Raw genomic sequence first — 20,457 nt, forward strand, 5'->3', positions numbered from 1 at the left:
GTTTAAACTTTTGTTTGAGCTTAATAGTTTTTTTATAAAAAATAAAAATTCATTGATAAGTTATAAATATACATTATTAATACAATGTAAAATTCATTCAATTCGTTAAATTCAAACTTAACACTGTTGTGGTGGCAAATTATAGAGCTTGAATTTTTGACGCTTAATATATATTTATTCAGGCATACAGTGTAGTTTAACTGAATGTAATTTGCATTTTTATTTAATTTTAGATATTGTCTTGATGTGCATTAAACGTAAGAAAATCACAAGTTGAATGATTGATTCATTTTATAAAGAGGAGGAACATAATCTTGAAAAAAGAAAAAATTATGGACTGGCCAACCTTTATAGGCACGGTGATTGTATTACTAGTTGCAGTTATACCCATGATGGTATTTCCACAAGCCAGTGAAACTGTTATTACAGACATCAATAGTGCAATATCTAATTCTATTGGCTCGGTATACTTATTTATGGGGCTAGCCATTTTATTTTTCGTGTTATACATTGCATTTGGGAGATATGGCAATGTCACTTTAGGTAAAGCTACAGACAAGCCTGAATTTAACAACTTTAGTTGGGCTTCAATGCTATTTTGTGCTGGTATCGGTTCGGATATTCTGTATTGGGGTGTCATTGAATGGGCATTCTATTACCAAGTACCACCTAATGGTGCGAAAGGCATGACAGATGAGGCACTTACATATGCAACGCAATATGGTATGTTCCATTGGGGTCCTATAGCTTGGGCAATTTATGTTTTACCTGCATTACCAATCGGTTATCTAGTCTTCGTCAAAAAACAGCCTGTGTATAAAATTAGCCAAGCATGCCGTCCAGTATTAAAAGGGCAAACGGATAAATTTTTAGGTAAAGTTATAGATATACTCTTTATCTTTGGCTTGCTTGGTGGTGCTGCAACATCATTAGCACTTGGCGTACCTATGATTTCAGCTGGTATTGAGAAATTAACAGGTATTGATGGAGAAAATATGGTTATGCGTTCAATTATTTTATTAACGATTACTGTCATCTTTGCGATCAGTTCTTATACTGGTTTGAAAAAGGGCATACAAAAGTTAAGTGACGTGAACGTATGGTTATCATTTCTTTTATTAGCCTTTGTTTTTATTGTGGGACCGACAATTTTTATTATGGAAACAACGATTACAAGTTTCGGTAATATGATAAGAGATTTCTTCCATATGGCTACTTGGATGGAACCATTTGGAGGTATTAAAGGACGAAAAGAAACAAACTTCCCACAAGATTGGACTGTATTCTATTGGTCATGGTGGTTAGTATATGCGCCGTTTATTGGCTTATTTATCGCACGTATTTCAAAAGGTCGTCGTCTTAAAGAAGTAATTTTAGGTACTATCATTTATGGTACTTTAGGATGTTTATTATTCTTCGGTATTTTCGGTAACTACGCAGTTTATTTACAAATTACTGGTGAATTTAATGTAATTAATTTCTTAAATGCGCATGGTACTGAAGCGGCGATTATTGAAGTAATGCATCAACTACCATTCCCAACTATTACAATTATTTTATTCTTAATTTCAGCATTCTTATTCTTAGCTACTACGTTTGATTCAGGTTCATATATTTTAGCAGCAGCTTCACAGAAAAAAGTATTAGGTGAACCTTTAAAAGCTAACCGTTTATTCTGGGCATTTGCATTATGTTTATTACCGTTCTCATTAATGTTAGTAGGTGGGGAACGTGCATTGGAAGTACTTAAAACGGCATCGATACTTGCCAGTGTGCCACTTATAGTCATATTTATCTTTATGATGATTTCCTTTATTATCACGCTTAATCGAGATCGTATTAAGCTTGAAACTCGAGCGGATAAACATAAAGAAATTGAACGACGCTCATTACGTATCGTTCAAGTAAAAGAGAAACCAGAAGACGATAATTTATAGTTAAAAAAAGTCTAAATTAAAAGCACCTTATCACGTTAAATTGATTTAACATGGTAAGGTGCTTTTTTATTGAATCTAAAAACTATAAGTTTTTATAAGTATATTAGTCCTCTTCAGGAATAGGATAATGTTCAAAAATTTGACCTGACTCAATGGCATAGCTTAGATTTTCTAACCACTTACAATATTGTTTAGTATGATCAAGTTGAGCTTGAACCTTGTCAACTTCTAACTGGGCAGTTTCATCTAGTTCATAATTCTGTTTCGTTTCTTGAAGTAAGGCTTCTGCTTTTTCGACTGCCTCTAAATTTGTATCTACTTCACGTTCCCATTTTTGGGTGAAGAAGTTACGGAAGAAGTTGAAGAAGTTCTTTTCGGCGATAAAATGCTGTTTACGACTTCCACGCGTGAATTGTTGTTTAACAATATCGAATTCCTGTAATTTTTTAACACCAGCACTCATACTAGGTTTACTCATTTGAAGGTGTTCTCTCATTTCATCTAATGTCATACTACCTTCGAATACCATTGTGCCGTATAAATTGCCGACGCTTCTATTCGTTCCATACAAATCCATTGTTTCTCCGATAGAGTTAATCACTAAATCTTTTGCTTCTTCAATCTTTTGCTCGTAATTAACTGAACGTGTCATAGTGCACCTCTATTCTTACTTGTTTATTACTACGAAATAATTAAATTTATACTCGCATTTTCTAATTCTCAATCATTATAAATTGTTTTATTGAAAGTTTCAAAAGTACATTTTCATTTAAAGAGTTTTTGGTCTTTCATTTTCATAAAAAATCAAGAAATTGTGAACGAGGTTAGAGTTTGCATGGCTTAGAAAAGTGTGCTACGCTAGTTCTGTAAAATTCGTTAAATAAAAATTTAACAAACTTAACGGAGGTCGAATGATGGAACTTGTAGAAAAATTGTCTAATCGTCAATATATCGATGGTGAATGGGTTGAAAGTTCAAATAAAAATACTAGAGAAATTCTAAATCCTTATAATCAAGAAGTTATTTTCACTGTTGCAGAAGGCACAGCTGAGGATGCAGAACAAGCTATTCTAGCAGCGCGTCGTGCGTTTGAGGATGGCGAGTGGTCATTAGAAACAAGTGAAGTCAAAGGTAAAAAAGTAAGAGCAATTGCTGATAAAATTACGGAGCATCGTGATGAACTAGCAAAATTAGAAACATTAGATACTGGTAAGACATTAGAAGAGTCTTATGCAGATATGGATGATATTGCGAACGTATTTACGTATTTCGCAGGCCTAGCTGATAAAGACGGTGGCGAAATTATTAATACACCTATTCCAAATACAGAGAGTAAAGTACTTAAAGAACCGGTTGGTGTTGTTACACAAATTACACCATGGAATTATCCATTGCTTCAAGCATCTTGGAAGATTGCACCAGCATTGGCTACAGGTTGTTCATTAGTAATGAAACCAAGTGAAATCACACCGCTTACTACAATTCGTGTATTCGAATTAATGGAAGAAGTAGGTTTCCCTAAAGGTGTCATTAACCTTGTATTAAGTAGTGGTGAGGAAATTGGTGATACATTATCAGGTCATAAAGAAGTCGATTTAGTATCATTTACAGGCGGTATTGAAACTGGTAAACACATTATGAAGAATGCGGCCAACAATGTTACTAATGTGGCATTAGAACTTGGTGGTAAAAATCCAAATATTATCTTTGATGATGCTGACTTTGAATTAGCTGTAGATCAAGCGTTAAATGGTGGTTACTTCCACGCAGGACAAGTGTGCTCAGCAGGTTCACGTATCTTAGTTCATAACGATATTAAAGATGACTTTGAAAAAGCACTTATCGAACGTGTAGGTAAAATTAAATTAGGTAATGGTTTCGATGATGAAACTGAAATGGGTCCAGTCATTTCAACAGAACATCGCGATAAAATTGAAAAATATATGGAAATTGCTAAAGAAGAAGGGGCAACAATCGCGATTGGCGGTAAACGCCCTGACAGAGAAGATTTACAAGAGGGATTATTCTTTGAACCAACAGTTATTACGGATTGTGATACATCAATGCGTATTGTTCAAGAAGAAGTATTTGGTCCAGTTGTAACTATTGAAGGCTTCTCAGATGAAGAAGAAGCGATTCGCTTAGCTAATGATTCTATTTATGGTTTAGCTGGCGCAGTGTTCTCAAGAGACATTGGAAAAGCGCAACGTGTCGCAAACAAACTTAAACTTGGCACAGTTTGGATTAATGATTTCCATCCTTATTTCGCTCAAGCACCATGGGGTGGATACAAACAATCAGGTATTGGTCGTGAATTAGGTAAAGAAGGCTTAGAAGAGTACTTAGTAAGTAAACATATTTTAACTAATACACAACCAGAACCAGTAAATTTCTTTAGTAAGTAAAGCGTAATGTTAGAAGTAAGGGACCGTTAATTACAAGCTATAACGGTCCTGTTTATATGGATTGTGAAATAAGCGTATCGAACTTAAAGACAAATGAGATAAACAGAGTGACATTTTAAGGGAGGACGAATTCAATATGAGTAATAAAAAAGCATATGATTACGTCATTATTGGTGGCGGTAGTGCTGGATCAGTACTAGGTAATCGTTTAACTGAGGATAAAGATAAAAATGTATTAGTATTAGAAGCTGGACGCAGTGACTATCCATGGGACCTATTTATTCAAATGCCTGCAGCATTAATGTTCCCATCAGGTAATCCATTTTACGATTGGATTTATCAAACGGAAGAAGAACCACATATGGGACGTAAAGTAGACCATGCCCGTGGTAAAGTACTAGGTGGTTCAAGTTCTATCAACGGTATGATTTATCAACGTGGTAACCCAATGGATTATGAAGGTTGGGCAGAGCCAGAAGGTATGGAAACATGGGACTTTGCACACTGTTTACCATATTTTAAACGTTTAGAAAAAACATATGGTGCAGCACCATATGATCAATATAGAGGACATCAAGGACCAGTGAAATTAAAACGTGGTCCAGCAACAAATCCTTTATTCAAATCATTCTTCGATGCTGGTGTTGAAGCAGGTTATCATAAAACAAAAGACGTGAATGGTTATAGACAAGAAGGCTTTGGACCATTTGATAGCCAAGTGCATAATGGTCGTCGTGTGTCAGCTTCAAGAGCGTACTTACATCCAGCAATGAAACGCAAAAATTTAACGGTTAAGACACGTTCATTCGTTACTAAAATTCATTTTGATGGTAATAAAGCAACAGGCGTAACATTTAAACGTAATGGTAGATATCATACAGTTGAAGCTGGTGAAGTGATTTTATCTGGTGGTGCATTTAACACACCACAATTATTACAATTATCAGGTATTGGTGATGCTGAATTCTTAAAATCTAAAGGTATTGAACCTCGTATGCATTTACCAGGTGTAGGCGAAAACTTTGAAGACCACCTTGAAGTTTACATTCAACATAAATGTAAAGAACCGGTATCATTACAACCAAGTTTAGATATCAAACGCATGCCTTGGATTGGATTACAATGGATATTTGCACGTAAAGGTGCCGCAGCATCTAACCATTTCGAAGGTGGCGCATTTGTAAGATCAAATGATCAAGTTGATTATCCAAACTTAATGTTCCATTTCTTACCAATTGCAGTAAGATATGACGGACAAAAAGCACCAGTTGCACACGGTTACCAAGTGCATGTGGGACCTATGTATTCTAATTCTCGCGGTAGCTTGAAGATTAAATCAAAAGATCCTTTTGAAAAACCAAGCATTGTATTTAATTACCTATCAACAAAAGAAGATGAGCAAGAATGGGTAGAAGCAATCCGCGTAGCAAGAAATATTTTATCTCAACATGCAATGGATCCTTACAATGGTGGCGAAATCTCACCAGGACCATCTGTTCAAACAGATGAAGAAATATTGGATTGGGTACGTAAAGATGGCGAAACTGCCTTACACCCTTCATGCAGTGCGAAAATGGGACCTGCATCAGATCCAATGTCAGTGGTTGACCCATTAACAATGAAAGTACATGGTATGGAAAATTTACGTGTTGTCGATGCTTCAGCTATGCCAAGAACAACAAATGGCAATATTCACGCACCTGTATTAATGCTTGCTGAAAAAGCAGCAGACATTATTCGTGGCAAAGAACCACTTGAACCACAATACGTGGACTACTATAAACATGGCGTGAGCGATGAAAAAGCAGGCGCAATGGAATTTGACCCTTATTATACACACTAAATATTTATAGTCAGTAGGCTGGGATATTATTAAATATCTCAGCCTTATTTAGCATATTGGCAAGTACTGACTGGTTTAAAAATGCGTTTCAATTAGGTTTTCAAATATAGTCATTATTATAGGAGACATGAAATTTTTTTATAAATTCGATTTCTGCTCTCCTCTCATTTTTATATTTGAACCTTTAAGTCAAACCTCCTAGCAACAATTTTAATTTTTAAAGGAATATAATGAAGGAAAGAAATGAAGAAGGAGTGGGAGAAGAGATGACAAAAGATTTAGTGAAACGTTTACAAGATAAAGAAGAACGTATGATTGAAATACGTCGTCATTTACATGAACATCCAGAACTTTCATTTGAAGAAAAAGAAACGCCTAAATATATTGCTGATTTCTATAAAGATAAAGATTGTAAGGTAGAAACGAATGTAGGAGAAAATGGTGTGAAAGTCACGATCGACAGTGGTGAACCTGGTAAAACAATCGCTATTCGCGCTGACTTTGATGCACTTCCTATTCAAGAAGATACAGGTCTTTCTTTCGCCTCTAAAAACGATGGTGTCATGCATGCATGTGGTCACGATGCTCACACTGCGTACATGCTTATTTTGGCAGAAACTCTAATTGAGATGAAAGACCAATTTAAAGGTAAGGTCATTGTCATTCATCAACCAGCAGAAGAAATGCCTCCTGGTGGTGCAAAAGGTATGATTGAAGATGGCGTTTTAGAGGGCGTAGATCATGTACTAGGCACGCATGTGATGACGAATATGGAGCCTGGTAAAGTGTATTACCGTACAGAGAATGTCCAAACAGGACGTTCATATTTTAAATTAACAGTTCAAGGCAAAGGTGGACACGGCTCATCACCGCATACAGCTAATGATGCGATTGTAGCGGGTGCTAACTTTGTGACTACTGCTCAAACTGTAGTATCACGCCGACTTAATCCGTTTGAAACTGGTGTAATTACAATTGGTTCTTTTGATGGAAAAGGGCAATTCAATGTAATTAAAGATAAGATTGTACTTGAAGGCGATGTACGTGCACTTACAGATGCTACGCGTGACCGTATTGAAGAGGAATTAAACCAGTTAGTTAAAGGACTTGAAGCAACGTTCGGTGTCAAATGCGACTTTGAATTTAGTAAAGATTACCCAGCATTGTATAACGATCCAGAGTTTACGGAATATGTAGCGAAAACGATTGAAAATGCAGATTTAGCAGATGTTAAAGGTGTCGAAGAATGTGAAGCACAACCACCATCTGAAGACTTTGCGTTTTATGCGAAAGAATTACCAAGTACATTTATTTACTCAGGTGCAGCGCCACAAGACGGTAAAGCATACCCACATCATCATCCTAAATTTAAAATTGATGAATCATCTATGCTTGTAGCAGCTGAAGCGGTTGGCGCAGTCGTGTTAGACTACTTAAATTCTTAGTCCAATATAGGAAAATAATTACATCTAATCTACACTTTCGGCAAAACTGTCTCTATTGCACCACTAGTTTTGAGGTTATTTTTCATGATAGTATAAGCATATATTGGAAGACTGGGGTGAGATAATGAGTTTTTATGATTTTATGCAAGGATTTGTGGACGACCAAACCCCGTTAGGTGAACTTGCGCAATGGATTAATGAAGATCATTCTTTCCCAAAGCAAGAACGTCTCTCAGCTAATATATTAGATTATTTTATAAACTTTCCAACTTTAGATCATGAATTTTTGGAAATTGTAAAACGCTCAATTTCATTATATGAACAACAAGGTCGAAGCTAGAAAGATATTAAAAACTTAATACTAGTTTAGAAATGAAGGAATAACAGATATGATTTTAGAAGACAGTTATAAAACATATGTAATTGAAGAAGTAGATCACCAATTAATGACAATTCCAAAAAATAATGATACGCAAAATTATAGTATTTTAGAAGAAATTAATGAATTATCTAATAATTCATTTTGCGTGCTAAATCATTTATTTGTTAATGAAGGTATGGAAGAAGAATTTGAGAAGAAATTCTTAGAACGTCCTAAATATTTGCAAGATGAACTAGGATTTAAAGCTTTGCGCTTTTTACGTCCTCATATTGCACACCGTCATTATATTATTTTGACATTATGGGAAGATTGCCAAGCGTTTTATGATTGGCAGAACTCTGAAGCTTATAGTAAAACACATAAAAAAAGAGGCACTAAAGAAGGGGTAGACCGTAATATAGTGAATCGAGATTTATCATATAATGTACGTATTGAGTTGGCTGGATTAGAAGCTACAATAGACGTAAACGATATTTTCTAACATGATAAGATTAAGTTTCTTGAGACCTGTCACTTTGGGTTTAGAGACTTAATCTTTTTAATTTACACAGGCTGTACTATTTAAAATCATTACCATAAGTGGTATATTTTAATGCGTTAAAGAAATTGAAAGCAAGCACGAATGAGAAGGGAAAGGAAGTTTAATATGAAGAATTCAAACTTACTTGCACCGGAAACGTATAACATTGTTTCTGAAATTGAGAAACACGCTTCAGATGCAACTAAAAAAGCACTGATTTATGAAAATGGAATCGATGAACCTATCACCGTTACATATTCTGAATTAATCAATAATGCGAATAAAGTAGGCCATGTATTGTTAAAACATGGGTTAAAAAAAGGCGATAAAGTATTAATTATGATGCCACGTTCCATCATGACATATGAACTTTATATTGCAGCATTAAAATTAGGCATTGCGATTATTCCAAGTTCTGAAATGTTAAGAACGAAAGATTTACAATATCGTATTACCCATGGGGAAATTAATGCGGTTATCGCTAAAGCAGATTTCATCAAAGAATTTAAAAATATTAAAGAATATGATAACTTAACTAAATTTATTGTAGATGGACATGAAACAGATTGGATTAGTATTGAAGATGAAAAAGAAGGACAAAATACATCACTAGAAATGGCTGATACAACTAGAGACGATATCGCTATTTTGTCATATACTTCTGGTACGACAGGTAACCCCAAAGCTGTAACACATTCTCATGGATGGGGTTACGCCCATATGAAAATGGCACCAGAACATTGGTTATGCATCAAAGAAGATGACTTAGTGTGGGCAACTGCTGCACCTGGTTGGCAAAAATGGGTATGGAGTCCATTCTTATCTATTATGGGTTCAGGCGCTACTGCTTTCGTTTATAATGGTAAATTCAATCCATCACGTTACTTAGAATTATTACAAGATTTTAAAATTAATGTGCTTTGCTGTACACCAACGGAATATCGTATGATGGCGAAATTAAATAATTTACAAGATTATAACTTAGAGCATCTGCATAGTGCTGTATCAGCCGGTGAACCGTTAAACCGTGAAGTTGTAGAACAATTCCGTAAAAACTTTAACTTAACGGTACGCGACGGTTATGGTCAAACGGAAAGTACGTTACTCATTGGTTTCTTAAAAGATACAGACCCACGTCCAGGCTCAATGGGTAAAGAAATTCCAGGAAGTCATGTAACTGTAGTAGATGACGATGGTAATAAAGTGGATACTAGTGTCAAAGGTAATATTGCATTGCCACTAGATTTCCCTGGACTTTTCAAAGGTTATTATAAAGATGAAGAACGTACGAAAGCGGCTCAAGCTGGCGACTATTACATCACTGGTGATTTAGCCCATATTGATGAAGATGGTTATTTCTGGTTTGAAGGCCGTCGTGACGATATCATCATTAGTTCAGGATATACGATTGGACCGTTTGAAGTAGAGGACGCGTTAACTAACCACCCAGCTGTAAAAGAATGTGCAGTAGTGGCAAGTCCTCATGCTATTCGCGGTAATATAGTAAAAGCATTTGTGATTTTACAAGATGAGTATACTGGTGATGATGCATTAGTGAAAGAATTACAAACATTTGCGAAACAAGAAGTAGCACCATATAAATATCCGCGTGCAATCGAGTTTGTAGAAGATTTACCAAAAACTAATTCAGGTAAAATTCGTCGTGTGGAATTACGTGATGCAGAAGTTGAGAAGTATCGCGCAGAACACGGTGAATAATTAAATCTGGTTATTAAAATAATAAATAATATTATGAAAATAAGGCTGGGACGAATGTCTCAGCCTTGTTTAGTGTATTTAATAGTATTTAATTTGGTTAAATTAAAGGTTAGCGATGAGACACTATCTAGCTGTGTATCCACCATCAACTGTTAGTGCTGCACCTGTAATAAAACGTGCTTCATCACTAGCTAAGAATAATACTGCATTAGCAACATCTACTGGTTCTCCTAAGTAGCCGATAGGATGGCGTTCAGACATTTTAGCTGTATAAGCTTCTAAACCACCTTCAGTTTCTTCACCTAACTTTTTAACTAATGGCGTTAAAATAGTTCCTGGATGTACAGAGTTAACGCGAATATGATCTTTACCAAAGCTAATGGCATCTTGACGTGTCATATTTGTGACTGCACCTTTAGCGGCAGCGTATGGCGTTAATTCGTCTGTACCCACTAATCCTAAGATAGAAGAGAAGTTGACGATTGAACCGCCACCATTATCACGTAATAAAGGTACTGCATGTTTAGTACAGAAGAATACGCCTTTGACATCAACTGCAAAGACTTGATCCCATTCTTCTTCAGTTAATTGATCTGTGGTTTTATCTGCACCAGTAATGCCTGCACAATTAATTAGAATATCTAATTTACCAATATCTTGTTTAATATGATTAAAAGTCTCTTCCACGCTTGTTTCCTTTGATACATCTAGCACATAACCATAAACATTATTATTAGTAGATTTTGAGAGTGATTGAACTGCCTCGTTAACGACATCTTCTTTTAAATCTGGCACGATGACTATTGCGCCTTCTTCGACAAAATGTTTAGCAGTTTCGTATCCCATACCACCGCCAGAACCTGTAATTAATGCAACTTTATTTTCTAATCTCATAATTATCCCTCTTTTTGAAAATTTAAAAAATAAATAACGTACAATTTTATGGTAGCATCAGAAATTGATAATGTATAATTCATAATAAGCATGTATTAATAACTTGAAGTTATTAATTGAAAGGGATATTTATATGGAAATAACGAAACTTATTTACTTTAAAGTGGTAGCTGAAGTCAATAATATAACTAAAGCTGCAAAACAACTTAATATTTCTCAACCTGCATTAAGCAAAGCAATACACTCATTAGAAGAGGAATTGGGAGTAAAGTTATTTGATCGTAAAGGACGTCAAATTCATTTAAATCAATATGGTGAACTTATGAAAGTACAGGTTGATAAAGCATTTAATGCTCTTAATGAAGGTGAACGAATCTTAAAAAATATTACTGGAATAGAGCAAGGGCAAGTGACCTTTGCGGTAACATTTCCGCATGTAATGCCCAATTTGATTCAACAATATTAAAAAAAACATCCTAGGATAAAAATTAGACAATATCAAGCAACCTCAGAACTTGCTACTCAACTTATATTAGAGGATAAAGTAGATTTCGCAATTTCAACAATACCCATTGCACATCAAGACATTACATGGATACCACTGCTTCAAGATGATATTTATTTGACAGTAAGCAAACAACATCATTTAGCTACACGTAATATCGTTTCGTTGCAAGAGATTAGTAATGAAAGACTAATTGGTCAGATTAGAGGTTATGGCTTTCGTGATATCATAGATACTATTTTGGAATAGGAGGGCATTACACCGCACTATCAAGTTGAAGTGGAAGATTCAAGTGCCATTTTAAAACTTGTAGCAATGAATATTGGTATTTCATTCACACCAAAACAAGCTTTAATTCATGACGACAATAACATCGTAGCGATACCTATAAACAATCCCAATTGTTATCGTATGATAGGGATTGGTTTTAAAACATCTCATTATTTTACAAAAGTCGCAGATTCATTTAAGCAATTCTCAATAGATTATTTTGAAAAATATAGCTCAGTATAAATTAATGTTAAGAAATAGTATGACACAATTAATTGCATGTATTAGTGGTATGTACTCAAATTTATTCACTGATATATAGCACTAATTGTGTCTTTTTTGTAAAAATTTACTGAATGATTATGATTTTATTTGTATTCAAATTAATTATATGACATACTCTATATTAATTAGTATGACATAATAATTAATTGAGGTGACATATATGACTAAATATATATATGCTTTTGATGAAGGACAAAAATCGATGAAAGATCTACTTGGAGGTAAAGGTGCTAACCTTTCTGAAATGAAACGGTTAGGTTTACCTGTACCTGATGGTTTTACAATTACAACGGAAGCGTGTATTGATTATTTAAGCCAAGGTCAATCGCTATCGACGGAAGTTAAAACACAATTGGTTGATCATCTTGCGGCATTTTCAGAGAGAACAGGTAAAACATTCTCTTCAGACAGTAACTTGTTATTAGTATCTGTACGTAGTGGTGCGAAAATTTCAATGCCAGGTATGATGGATACGATTCTTAACTTAGGTTTAAATGATGACAACGTGAAGAAATTAGCCGAGAAAACAGGAGACGCACGTTTCGCATATGACTGTTACAGACGTTTATTACAAATGTTTGGTGAAGTCGTATATAATGTGCCGATGCAAGCATTTGATACATACTTTGAAGACTATAAACAACAACATAAATTTGACAATGATGCTGCTATTACAGCTGAGGGCTTACAAGAAATTTGTGAACGTTTCAAAGAAATTTATGTTGAAGAAGTGTATAAACCTTTCCCACAAGAACCATTAAAACAATTGGAAGAAGCCATTGAAGCTGTATTTAAATCTTGGGACAACGACCGCGCACGTATCTATCGTGATTTAAATGATATTCCACACGATATTGGTACGGCAGTAAACATTCAAGAGATGGTCTTTGGTAACAGCGGTGATAATAGTGGTACAGGGGTTGCATTTACGCGTAATCCAGTGAGTGGTGAGAATAAATTATTTGGTGAATACTTATTAAACGCTCAAGGTGAAGACGTGGTTGCGGGTATTCGCACACCTAAAGATATTTCAACATTAAATGATCAAATGCCAGAGGTGCATCAAGAATTTGTAGATGTGACGAAGCAACTAGAACAGCATTATAAAGATATGCAAGATATCGAATTTACGATTGAAAATGGTAAACTATATCTACTACAAACGCGTAATGGTAAACGTACTGCACGTGCTGCAATTAAAATCGCAGTTGATTTAGTAGAAGAAGGGTTACTTACGAAAGAAGAAGCGGTAACTAAAGTAGAAGCGAAATCTATCGACCAGTTATTGCATCCTAATTTTGAAGAAAAAGCTTTAAAAGAAGCAACACCTATTTCGAAAATGGGATTACCAGCAAGTCCAGGGGCGGCAACAGGACAAATCGTCTTCTCAGCTGAAGATGCCAAAGCGCAAGCAGAAGCAGGCAAGAAAGTCATCTTAATGCGTCCAGAAACGTCACCTGAAGATATTGAAGGTATGGTAGCGAGTGAAGCGATTGTAACGACGCATGGTGGTATGACATCTCATGCAGCGGTTGTAGCGCGTGGTATGGGTAAATGTTGTGTTACAGGATGTTCTAATTTAGAAATCAATACTATGGCTAAGACAGTATATTACGATGGCGGCGAATTACATGAGGGCGATATCATTTCTGTCGACGGCGCTAACGGGGATATTTATCAAGGTGAAATCAAAACAGTAAGTGCAGAGCATAGTGAAGAATTTGCGAACTTTATGAAATGGTCTGAAGATGTAGCACGTTTAGATGTGCGTATGAATGCTGAAACACCTCAAGATATTGAAGCGGGCTATAACTTTAATGCGAAAGGCATTGGTTTAGTGCGAACTGAGCATATGTTCTTTGGTGCTGAACGTCTTGTTGAGATGCGTCGTTTCATCTTATCTTCTTCATATGAACAGCGCGTAGAAGCATTGAATAATATTCGCAAATATCAAATTGAAGATTTTGAAGCCATCTTCAGATTGTCAGGAGAACGTCCTACGATTGTGCGTTTGCTTGATCCACCATTACATGAATTCTTGCCAAATTCGGATGAAGATATTGAAAATGTAGCACAACAACTCGACATTCCTAAAGAAACATTGAATAAGCGTATTGTAGACTTACATGAAGTAAACCCAATGTTAGGTCACCGCGGCTGTCGTCTAGCTATCACATATCCAGAATTATATGAAATGCAAGTTGAAGCCATTATGGGTAGCGTATTAAAACTTAAAAAAGAGGGTATAGCATGTAAACCTGAAATCATGATTCCATTAGTGTCAACAGTGGAAGAGTTTACAACGTTAAAAGATAAACTTGTGAAAACGATTGAGAAGTTGGAAGAAGAAAAAGGTGATAAAGTCGATTACTTAATCGGTACGATGATTGAAACACCACGTGCATGCTTAGTAGCAGACGAGTTGGCTAAGCATTGTGACTTCTTCAGTTTCGGTACAAATGATTTAACACAATTGACATATGGTTTCTCTAGAGATGATGCAGGTAAATTCATAAATGTGTATACTGAAAGTAATATATTGAAGCTTGACCCATTCCAAACATTGGATAAAGATGGTGTTGGAAAATTAATCGAAATTGCAGTTGACCAAGCGAAAAAGGTTAATCCTAATATTAAAATTGGCGTATGTGGTGAATTAGGTGGCGATGCGAAGTCAATTCGTCGTTTCAATCAATTAGCTATTGATTATGTTTCATGTTCACCATTCCGTGTGCCGGGTGCAATTTTAGCGACAGCTCAGAGTCAAGTGGAGGAAAGCGAGTAATAACGTGAACGAAACGCAATCTAATGAACAAGTATTAAAGTTATTTATAGTATCTGATTCTATTGGAGAAACAGCACAACGAATGATTCATGCGACCTTAACGCAATATCCAGACTTAACAAATGTAGAAATTAAGAAATTTCCATATATTAAGGATGAAGAAGAATTCTTAAATATTTTAAATTTAGCACGTGAACAGCATGCGATTGTTGCAACAACGCTTGTTAGTGAATCGTTCAATACATTAGGTCATGAATTTGCACGTGAACATGATGTACCTTATGTCGACTATATGTCTGATTTAATTAGTATTATTGGAAGGGTAACTAACCATGAACCATTAATGGAAAGTGGTGCTTTACGTAAACTGAATGAAGAATATTTCAAACGTATTGAAGCTATTGAGTATTCTGTTAAATATGATGATGGTAAACACTTTACTGATATAGGTGAAGCGGATGCATTAATCGTTGGTGTATCTCGTACATCTAAAACACCATTAAGTATGTATTTAGCGAATAAAGGCTACAAAATTGCCAATATTCCATTAGTTCCAGAAATTAATATTCCTGATAATGTTTTTAAACAAAAAGGACTAAAAGTGTTTGGGTTAACAGCAAGTCCACAGTACATCGCAAATATCCGTAAAAATCGTGCAGAAACATTAGGCTTATCCAGTGAATCACGATATAACAACCTTGATCGTATTAAAAAAGAACTTGCATATGCGGAGGAAATCTTTAAGAAATTAAATGCGACCGTAATTAATACAGAATATAAGTCGATTGAAGAATCCGCTTTTTATATTGAAAAGTTCTTACAACCTAAACAGTAATGTAAAATGAACGAGAAGAATAAAGGTGTTTAATTGTCTAGAAGACAATTAAGCCCTTTATTCTTTCTAGGATGAATGAGAATCGAGTCTATCAAGCCGATTTAATCAAGAATAAATTAGATTATAATTTTATTTAAGTTTATAAGATTTACAATTGACCGTATTTGTTTTAACATAATAGTGAAAGGCTTAACAAATAATTCTTACAATTAAATGTTACTTAAAGATAGGGAAAGTAAGTAATATTTATTAAATAACTTTGAAGAGGTGTACAACCATGTCAGAATCAAAAAGTGTGATTTTAATTGGTGCTGGTGTTCTAAGTACAACATTTGGTTCAATGTTAAACGAGCTTGAGCCTAATTGGAACATCAAGCTTTATGAACGTATGGACCGTCCAGGTCTTGAAAGTTCTAACGAACGCCATAATGCAGGTACTGGTCACGCTGCATTATGTGAATTGAACTACACTGTAGAACAACCAGATGGTTCAATTGATATTGAAAAAGCGAAAGAAATCAACGAAGAATTCGAGATTTCTAAACAATTCTGGGGTCATTTAGTAAAAGCAGGACATATTGCTAACCCAAGAGAATTTATTAATCCTCTACCTCACATTAGTTTTGTTAGAGGCGTTAATAATAAAACATTCTTGAAAAAACGTTACGAAGCGATGAAAGAAGCGCCAATGTTCGATAACATCGAATATACTGAAGATATCGAAGTAATGAGAAAATGGATTCCATTAATGATGAAAGGCCGCGTTGATGATGGCAAAATGGCTGCTAGTAAAATCGACGAAGGTACTGACGTTAACTTCGGTGAATTAACTCGTAAAATGGCTAAACACTTAGAACAAGATGAAAATGTTGAAGTAAAATATAGCCATCAAGTTTTAGACTTTGAACGTTTATCAAACGGTAAATGGTCAGTTAAAATTAAAGATCTTCAAACAGGTAATGTATTTGAAGAAGAAACAGATTATGTATTCATCGGTGCTGGTGGTGCAGCAATCCCATTACTTCAAAAAACAGGCATTCCTGAAAGTAAACATTTAGGTGGTTTCCCAATTACAGGCCAATTCTTAGCTTGTACTAATCCACAAGTTATTGAACAACATGATACGAAAGTATATGGTAAAGAACCACCAGGCACACCACCAATGACAGTGCCTCACTTAGATGCACGTTATATTGAAGGTGAAAGAACATTATTATTTGGACCATTCGCTAACGTTGGACCTAAATTCCTTAAAAATGGTTCAAACTTAGATTTATTCAAATCTATTAAACCTTACAATATTACAACTATGTTAGCTGCAGCTGTTAAAAACTTACCATTGATTAAATATTCATTTGATCAAATCATCATGACTAAAGAGGGTTGTATGAACCACTTACGTACATTCTACCCTGAAGCACGTGATGAAGATTGGGAATTATACACTGCAGGTAAACGTGTTCAAGTAATTAAAGATACTGAAAAAGAAGGTAAAGGATTTATCCAATTCGGTACAGAAGTGGTTAACTCTGAAGACCATTCAGTAATCGCTTTACTTGGTGAATCACCAGGGGCTTCTACTTCAGTATCAGTAGCTTTAGAAGTAATTGAAAAGAACTTCGCAGAGCAAATGGGTGAATGGAAACCAAAAATTAAAGAAATGATTCCTTCATATGGTGAATCATTAATTACTGACGTTGATTTAATGAGAAAAATCCGTCGTCAAACTTCTAAAGACCTTCAATTAGGTTTTTATGACGATAAGTAATATAAAATTAGCCACTCCATCATTTCTATGGAGTGGCTTTTTCTATATTCGTTACTATAAATCATAGTTATTTGATATATTTAAAGAAAAATAAAGGGGTTTTAATGATGTCTAAATTACCGAAAGATTTTTTATGGGGTGGCGCTTTAGCAGCGAATCAATTTGAAGGTGGCTATGATCAAGGTGGTAAAGGTTTAAGCGTTATTGACGTTATGACTGCAGGTGAACATGGTAAAACACGTGAGATTACGCAAGACGTGGAACCTGATAAATATTACCCTAACCATGTAGGTATTGATTTCTATCATCGTTACAAAGACGATGTGAAACTGTTTAGCGAAATGGGCTTAAAATGTTTAAGAACATCTATTGCATGGACACGTATTTTCCCAAATGGTGACGAAACTGAACCTAATGAAGAAGGTTTAAAATTCTATGATGATTTATTTGATGAATTATTAAAATATGATATTCAACCTGTTATCACACTTTCACATTTTGAAATGCCGTTACATTTAGCTCGCGAATATGGTGGTTTTAGAAATCGAAAAGTGGCAGACTTTTTTGCTCATTTTGCAGAAACTGTATTTAAACGTTATAAAGATAAAGTGAAATATTGGATGACATTTAATGAAATTAACAACCAAATGGACATTAACAATCCAATCTTCTTATGGACAAATTCAGGTGTCTCTTTAACAGAGGAGGATAACCGTGAAGAAGTATTATATCAAGTAGCACATAATGAATTAATTGCTAGTGCGAAAGCGATCAAAATCGGAAAAGAAATTAATCCAGAATTTGAAATAGGGGCTATGATATCTCACGTGCCAATTTATCCGTATAGCTGTAATCCTCAAGATATTATGGAAGCAGAAGTGGCTAGTCGTTTGCGTTTCTTCTTCCCAGATGTACAAGCACGTGGTTATTACCCAGGTTATGCTAAGAAGATGTTTGAACGTGAAGGTTTCAATATTGGCTGGCAAGATGGTGATGATGAAATTCTACGTGATGGTAAAGTCGATTACATTGGTTTCAGTTATTATATGTCTACCGTTGTTAAACATGATAACGAAGCGAGCGTTGAAGATAATATCATGAATGGTGGTTTACCAAATTCAGTAGACAATCCTTATATTAAGAAGAGTGATTGGGGTTGGGCGATTGACCCAGTCGGTTTACGTTATACATTGAATACGTTATATAATCGTTATCAAATTCCTTTATTTATTGTTGAAAATGGCTTTGGTGCTGTAGATGAGTTTGATGAGAATGGCAACATCCATGATGATTACCGTATTGAGTATTTACGCGAACATATTGAAGCAGCCATTGATGCTGTAGATCAAGATGGTGTGGACTTAATGGGTTACACACCATGGGGTATTATTGATATTGTGTCATTTACAACTGGTGAAATGAAGAAACGTTATGGTCTTATTCATGTTGATCGTGATAATGATGGTAACGGCTCATTAGAACGTACGAAGAAAGACTCATTTGATTGGTACCGTAAAGTAATCGAATCAAATGGTGAAGAACTATAATTTTAAAATTTTATTAGAAATTGTGAATTAAAAACTTAGCTTTTAATCACTTTTAGGAGAGAGACGTTCTCTTAATTTTAAGTGGTTAAAAGCTTTTTTAATAGAAAGTGTATGAGTTTATGAATGGGAAATGAGAGGGTAAGATGGAACTATAATTTGAAAAGGAGTTTCCTCATGCAAAAAAATATATTTAGCAATCAATTCTGGGAAGAAGCTTGGGAAAATGACGAGAACACACAAGATAAAAGAATGAAACGTGCAGGTTTAGGCGATCCACATGCACCTGGATTTAAAAAATGGGCAGAAAACTTTAATAAAAACTCATTTACTGAAGAAAGCCAGAAACGTACAAGACGTATTATGGATTGGGTCGAAAAACAAACAGGTTCATTTAGTAATTTAAGTATATTAGATGTAGGGGCGGCTTCTGGTGTGTTTAGTATTCCATTTGCGAAAGAAGGCGCTAAAGTTACAAGTTTAGAACCATCACCTATATTACATGATATGTTGAAAGATAATGCCCAACACTATGGTGTAGAAGTAGCAACGGTTAATCAATCATTTGAAGATACCTCAGTTGAGGATTTGGGACAGTATGATTTAGTATTTGCGTCAATGTGTCCAGCAGTGACGACGTGGGAAGCGGTTAAGAAAGCCATTGATATTGCACAGAAATATGTTTATGTAAGTTTAATCGCAGGTCCTAAGGAAAATTCAATTGTCGATGAAGTGGTAGCATTTTTAGGGGTGGAAAGTCAGGCCATGACAGCAGATATGTATTACTTACTTCAATTACTCTATTTCAACGACTATACGTATGAAACATTAATCGAGCGCCATACGCAATACAATGACAAACCAATTGAAGATGTGATGCAACAATTACCGCAATGGTTAAAAGAAGTAGAAGTAGCACTAGATGAACAACAACGTAAGAGTGTGGAACAATACTTACAAGATAAATATGATGATACGGTACCTGTAGTTACTGGCGGCAAATTTGGAAAAGTATTGATTCATGTATAGAGAATCACAAGCTAATTTAGAGGAAATGTTTGATGACAATGCAGCCCAAAAATTTGGTGATTTCTTTAACCAAATAGGTGAATTATTCGAAGAGCATCAATCACAAAATCAACAAAATTGATATAAAAAATGCCGGCTGGTCCCATTGAACCAGTCGGCATTTTACGGCTCTATAATAAATTGGACTGATGACTAAAAATCATCAGTCCAATTTTTATGTTTTGAATACAAAAATAGCGCAATTACCTCTATAATTATTAGCTACCACACCAAATAAAAAAGAAAGGTAAT

The 20,457-nt window shown here is 35.1% G+C and carries 16 protein-coding genes and 1 pseudogene; 15 read left to right on the forward strand and 2 right to left on the reverse strand.

All coding sequences use genetic code 11. The features are described from left to right. The first annotated feature begins 314 nt into the window (after positions 1-314). Entirely contained in the window at positions 315-1,937 is a 1,623-nt protein-coding gene (locus E2558_RS09980; RefSeq protein WP_126565680.1) for a BCCT family transporter, read from the forward strand. A 103-nt stretch (positions 1,938-2,040) separates the two neighbouring features. On the opposite strand, the gene cudC is transcribed toward E2558_RS09980, so the two are convergent. Then, complete coding sequence (cudC, locus tag E2558_RS09985; RefSeq protein WP_126565679.1) at positions 2,041-2,589, reverse strand: choline uptake/conversion transcriptional regulator CudC; 549 nt, start codon at positions 2,587-2,589, stop codon at positions 2,041-2,043. Between the two features lie 262 nt (positions 2,590-2,851). On the opposite strand from cudC, the gene betB reads away from it, so the two are divergent. The 6 genes from betB to mbcS all read left to right on the forward strand — a co-directional run bounded on the left by betB (position 2,852) and on the right by mbcS (position 10,251). Then, a complete protein-coding gene (gene betB / locus E2558_RS09990) occupies positions 2,852-4,342 on the forward strand; it encodes a betaine-aldehyde dehydrogenase (protein WP_126565678.1) in 1,491 nt (496 codons plus the stop codon). Positions 4,343-4,478: 136 nt separating this feature from the next. After that, the gene (betA, locus tag E2558_RS09995; RefSeq protein WP_126565677.1) at positions 4,479-6,185 is read left to right on the forward strand and encodes a choline dehydrogenase; all 1,707 of its coding nucleotides are present in this window, start codon (positions 4,479-4,481) and stop codon (positions 6,183-6,185) included. A 266-nt stretch (positions 6,186-6,451) separates the two neighbouring features. Further along, entirely contained in the window at positions 6,452-7,630 is a 1,179-nt protein-coding gene (locus E2558_RS10000; protein ID WP_126565676.1) for a M20 family metallopeptidase, read from the forward strand. Between the two features lie 124 nt (positions 7,631-7,754). Continuing rightward, positions 7,755-7,970 (forward strand): sterile alpha motif-like domain-containing protein, encoded by a 216-nt coding sequence (locus E2558_RS10005; protein WP_126565675.1) that lies wholly within the window; start codon positions 7,755-7,757, stop codon positions 7,968-7,970. 49 nt (positions 7,971-8,019) lie between these two features. After that, positions 8,020-8,493, forward strand: a complete 474-nt coding sequence (locus E2558_RS10010) for an antibiotic biosynthesis monooxygenase family protein (protein ID WP_126565674.1) — start codon at positions 8,020-8,022, stop codon at positions 8,491-8,493. 165 nt (positions 8,494-8,658) lie between these two features. Next, positions 8,659-10,251 carry an acyl-CoA synthetase MbcS gene (gene mbcS / locus E2558_RS10015; protein WP_126565673.1) on the forward strand — a complete coding sequence of 531 codons (1,593 nt, stop codon included), beginning with the start codon at positions 8,659-8,661 and terminating at the stop codon, positions 10,249-10,251. 123 nt (positions 10,252-10,374) lie between these two features. Here the strand turns inward: mbcS and E2558_RS10020 are convergent, their stop codons facing one another. Then, entirely contained in the window at positions 10,375-11,145 is a 771-nt protein-coding gene (locus E2558_RS10020; RefSeq protein WP_197730824.1) for an SDR family NAD(P)-dependent oxidoreductase, read from the reverse strand. Between the two features lie 133 nt (positions 11,146-11,278). Between E2558_RS10020 and E2558_RS10025 the strand changes: the two genes are divergently transcribed. From E2558_RS10025 to E2558_RS12555, 8 genes and pseudogenes are all read left to right on the forward strand, one after another. Further along, positions 11,279-11,611, forward strand: coding sequence for a LysR family transcriptional regulator (locus E2558_RS10025; RefSeq protein ID WP_126565671.1), 333 nt, complete (start codon positions 11,279-11,281; stop codon positions 11,609-11,611). Positions 11,612-11,626: 15 nt separating this feature from the next. Then, a pseudogene (locus E2558_RS12515) lies at positions 11,627-12,163 on the forward strand (LysR family transcriptional regulator substrate-binding protein). Between the two features lie 202 nt (positions 12,164-12,365). Next, entirely contained in the window at positions 12,366-14,990 is a 2,625-nt protein-coding gene (gene ppdK / locus E2558_RS10040; RefSeq protein ID WP_126565668.1) for a pyruvate, phosphate dikinase, read from the forward strand. A gap of 4 nt (positions 14,991-14,994) precedes the next feature. Further along, positions 14,995-15,825, forward strand: a complete 831-nt coding sequence (locus tag E2558_RS10045; protein ID WP_126565667.1) for a pyruvate, water dikinase regulatory protein — start codon at positions 14,995-14,997, stop codon at positions 15,823-15,825. Between the two features lie 277 nt (positions 15,826-16,102). Continuing rightward, complete coding sequence (gene lqo, locus E2558_RS10050; protein ID WP_126565666.1) at positions 16,103-17,593, forward strand: L-lactate dehydrogenase (quinone); 1,491 nt, start codon at positions 16,103-16,105, stop codon at positions 17,591-17,593. A gap of 107 nt (positions 17,594-17,700) precedes the next feature. Then, entirely contained in the window at positions 17,701-19,140 is a 1,440-nt protein-coding gene (locus E2558_RS10055; RefSeq protein ID WP_126565665.1) for a 6-phospho-beta-glucosidase, read from the forward strand. A 174-nt stretch (positions 19,141-19,314) separates the two neighbouring features. Next, on the forward strand, positions 19,315-20,166 hold the full coding sequence (locus E2558_RS10060; RefSeq protein WP_126565664.1) for a class I SAM-dependent methyltransferase: 852 nt from the start codon (positions 19,315-19,317) through the stop codon (positions 20,164-20,166). After that, entirely contained in the window at positions 20,159-20,287 is a 129-nt protein-coding gene (locus tag E2558_RS12555) for a hypothetical protein (protein ID WP_261763228.1), read from the forward strand. Before E2558_RS10060 ends, E2558_RS12555 begins: the two co-directional genes overlap by 8 nt. Positions 20,288-20,457: the final 170 nt, after the last annotated feature.

Source organism: Staphylococcus pragensis, assembly GCF_004785665.1.
GTDB classification, from domain to species: domain Bacteria; phylum Bacillota; class Bacilli; order Staphylococcales; family Staphylococcaceae; genus Staphylococcus; species Staphylococcus pragensis.

Coding starts and splice junctions, on each gene's coding strand:
- E2558_RS10055 (WP_126565665.1), top strand. CDS start 17,701: ATGTCTAAATTACCGAAAGATTTTTTATGGGGTGGCGCTTTAGCAGCG.
- E2558_RS10010 (WP_126565674.1), top strand. CDS start 8,020: ATGATTTTAGAAGACAGTTATAAAACATATGTAATTGAAGAAGTAGAT.
- E2558_RS10005 (WP_126565675.1), top strand. CDS start 7,755: ATGAGTTTTTATGATTTTATGCAAGGATTTGTGGACGACCAAACCCCG.
- E2558_RS10060 (WP_126565664.1), top strand. CDS start 19,315: ATGCAAAAAAATATATTTAGCAATCAATTCTGGGAAGAAGCTTGGGAA.
- mbcS (WP_126565673.1), top strand. CDS start 8,659: ATGAAGAATTCAAACTTACTTGCACCGGAAACGTATAACATTGTTTCT.
- cudC (WP_126565679.1), bottom strand. CDS start 2,589: ATGACACGTTCAGTTAATTACGAGCAAAAGATTGAAGAAGCAAAAGAT.
- ppdK (WP_126565668.1), top strand. CDS start 12,366: ATGACTAAATATATATATGCTTTTGATGAAGGACAAAAATCGATGAAA.
- betA (WP_126565677.1), top strand. CDS start 4,479: ATGAGTAATAAAAAAGCATATGATTACGTCATTATTGGTGGCGGTAGT.
- lqo (WP_126565666.1), top strand. CDS start 16,103: ATGTCAGAATCAAAAAGTGTGATTTTAATTGGTGCTGGTGTTCTAAGT.
- E2558_RS10000 (WP_126565676.1), top strand. CDS start 6,452: ATGACAAAAGATTTAGTGAAACGTTTACAAGATAAAGAAGAACGTATG.
- betB (WP_126565678.1), top strand. CDS start 2,852: ATGGAACTTGTAGAAAAATTGTCTAATCGTCAATATATCGATGGTGAA.
- E2558_RS12555 (WP_261763228.1), top strand. CDS start 20,159: ATGTATAGAGAATCACAAGCTAATTTAGAGGAAATGTTTGATGACAAT.
- E2558_RS10020 (WP_197730824.1), bottom strand. CDS start 11,145: ATGAGATTAGAAAATAAAGTTGCATTAATTACAGGTTCTGGCGGTGGT.
- E2558_RS10025 (WP_126565671.1), top strand. CDS start 11,279: ATGGAAATAACGAAACTTATTTACTTTAAAGTGGTAGCTGAAGTCAAT.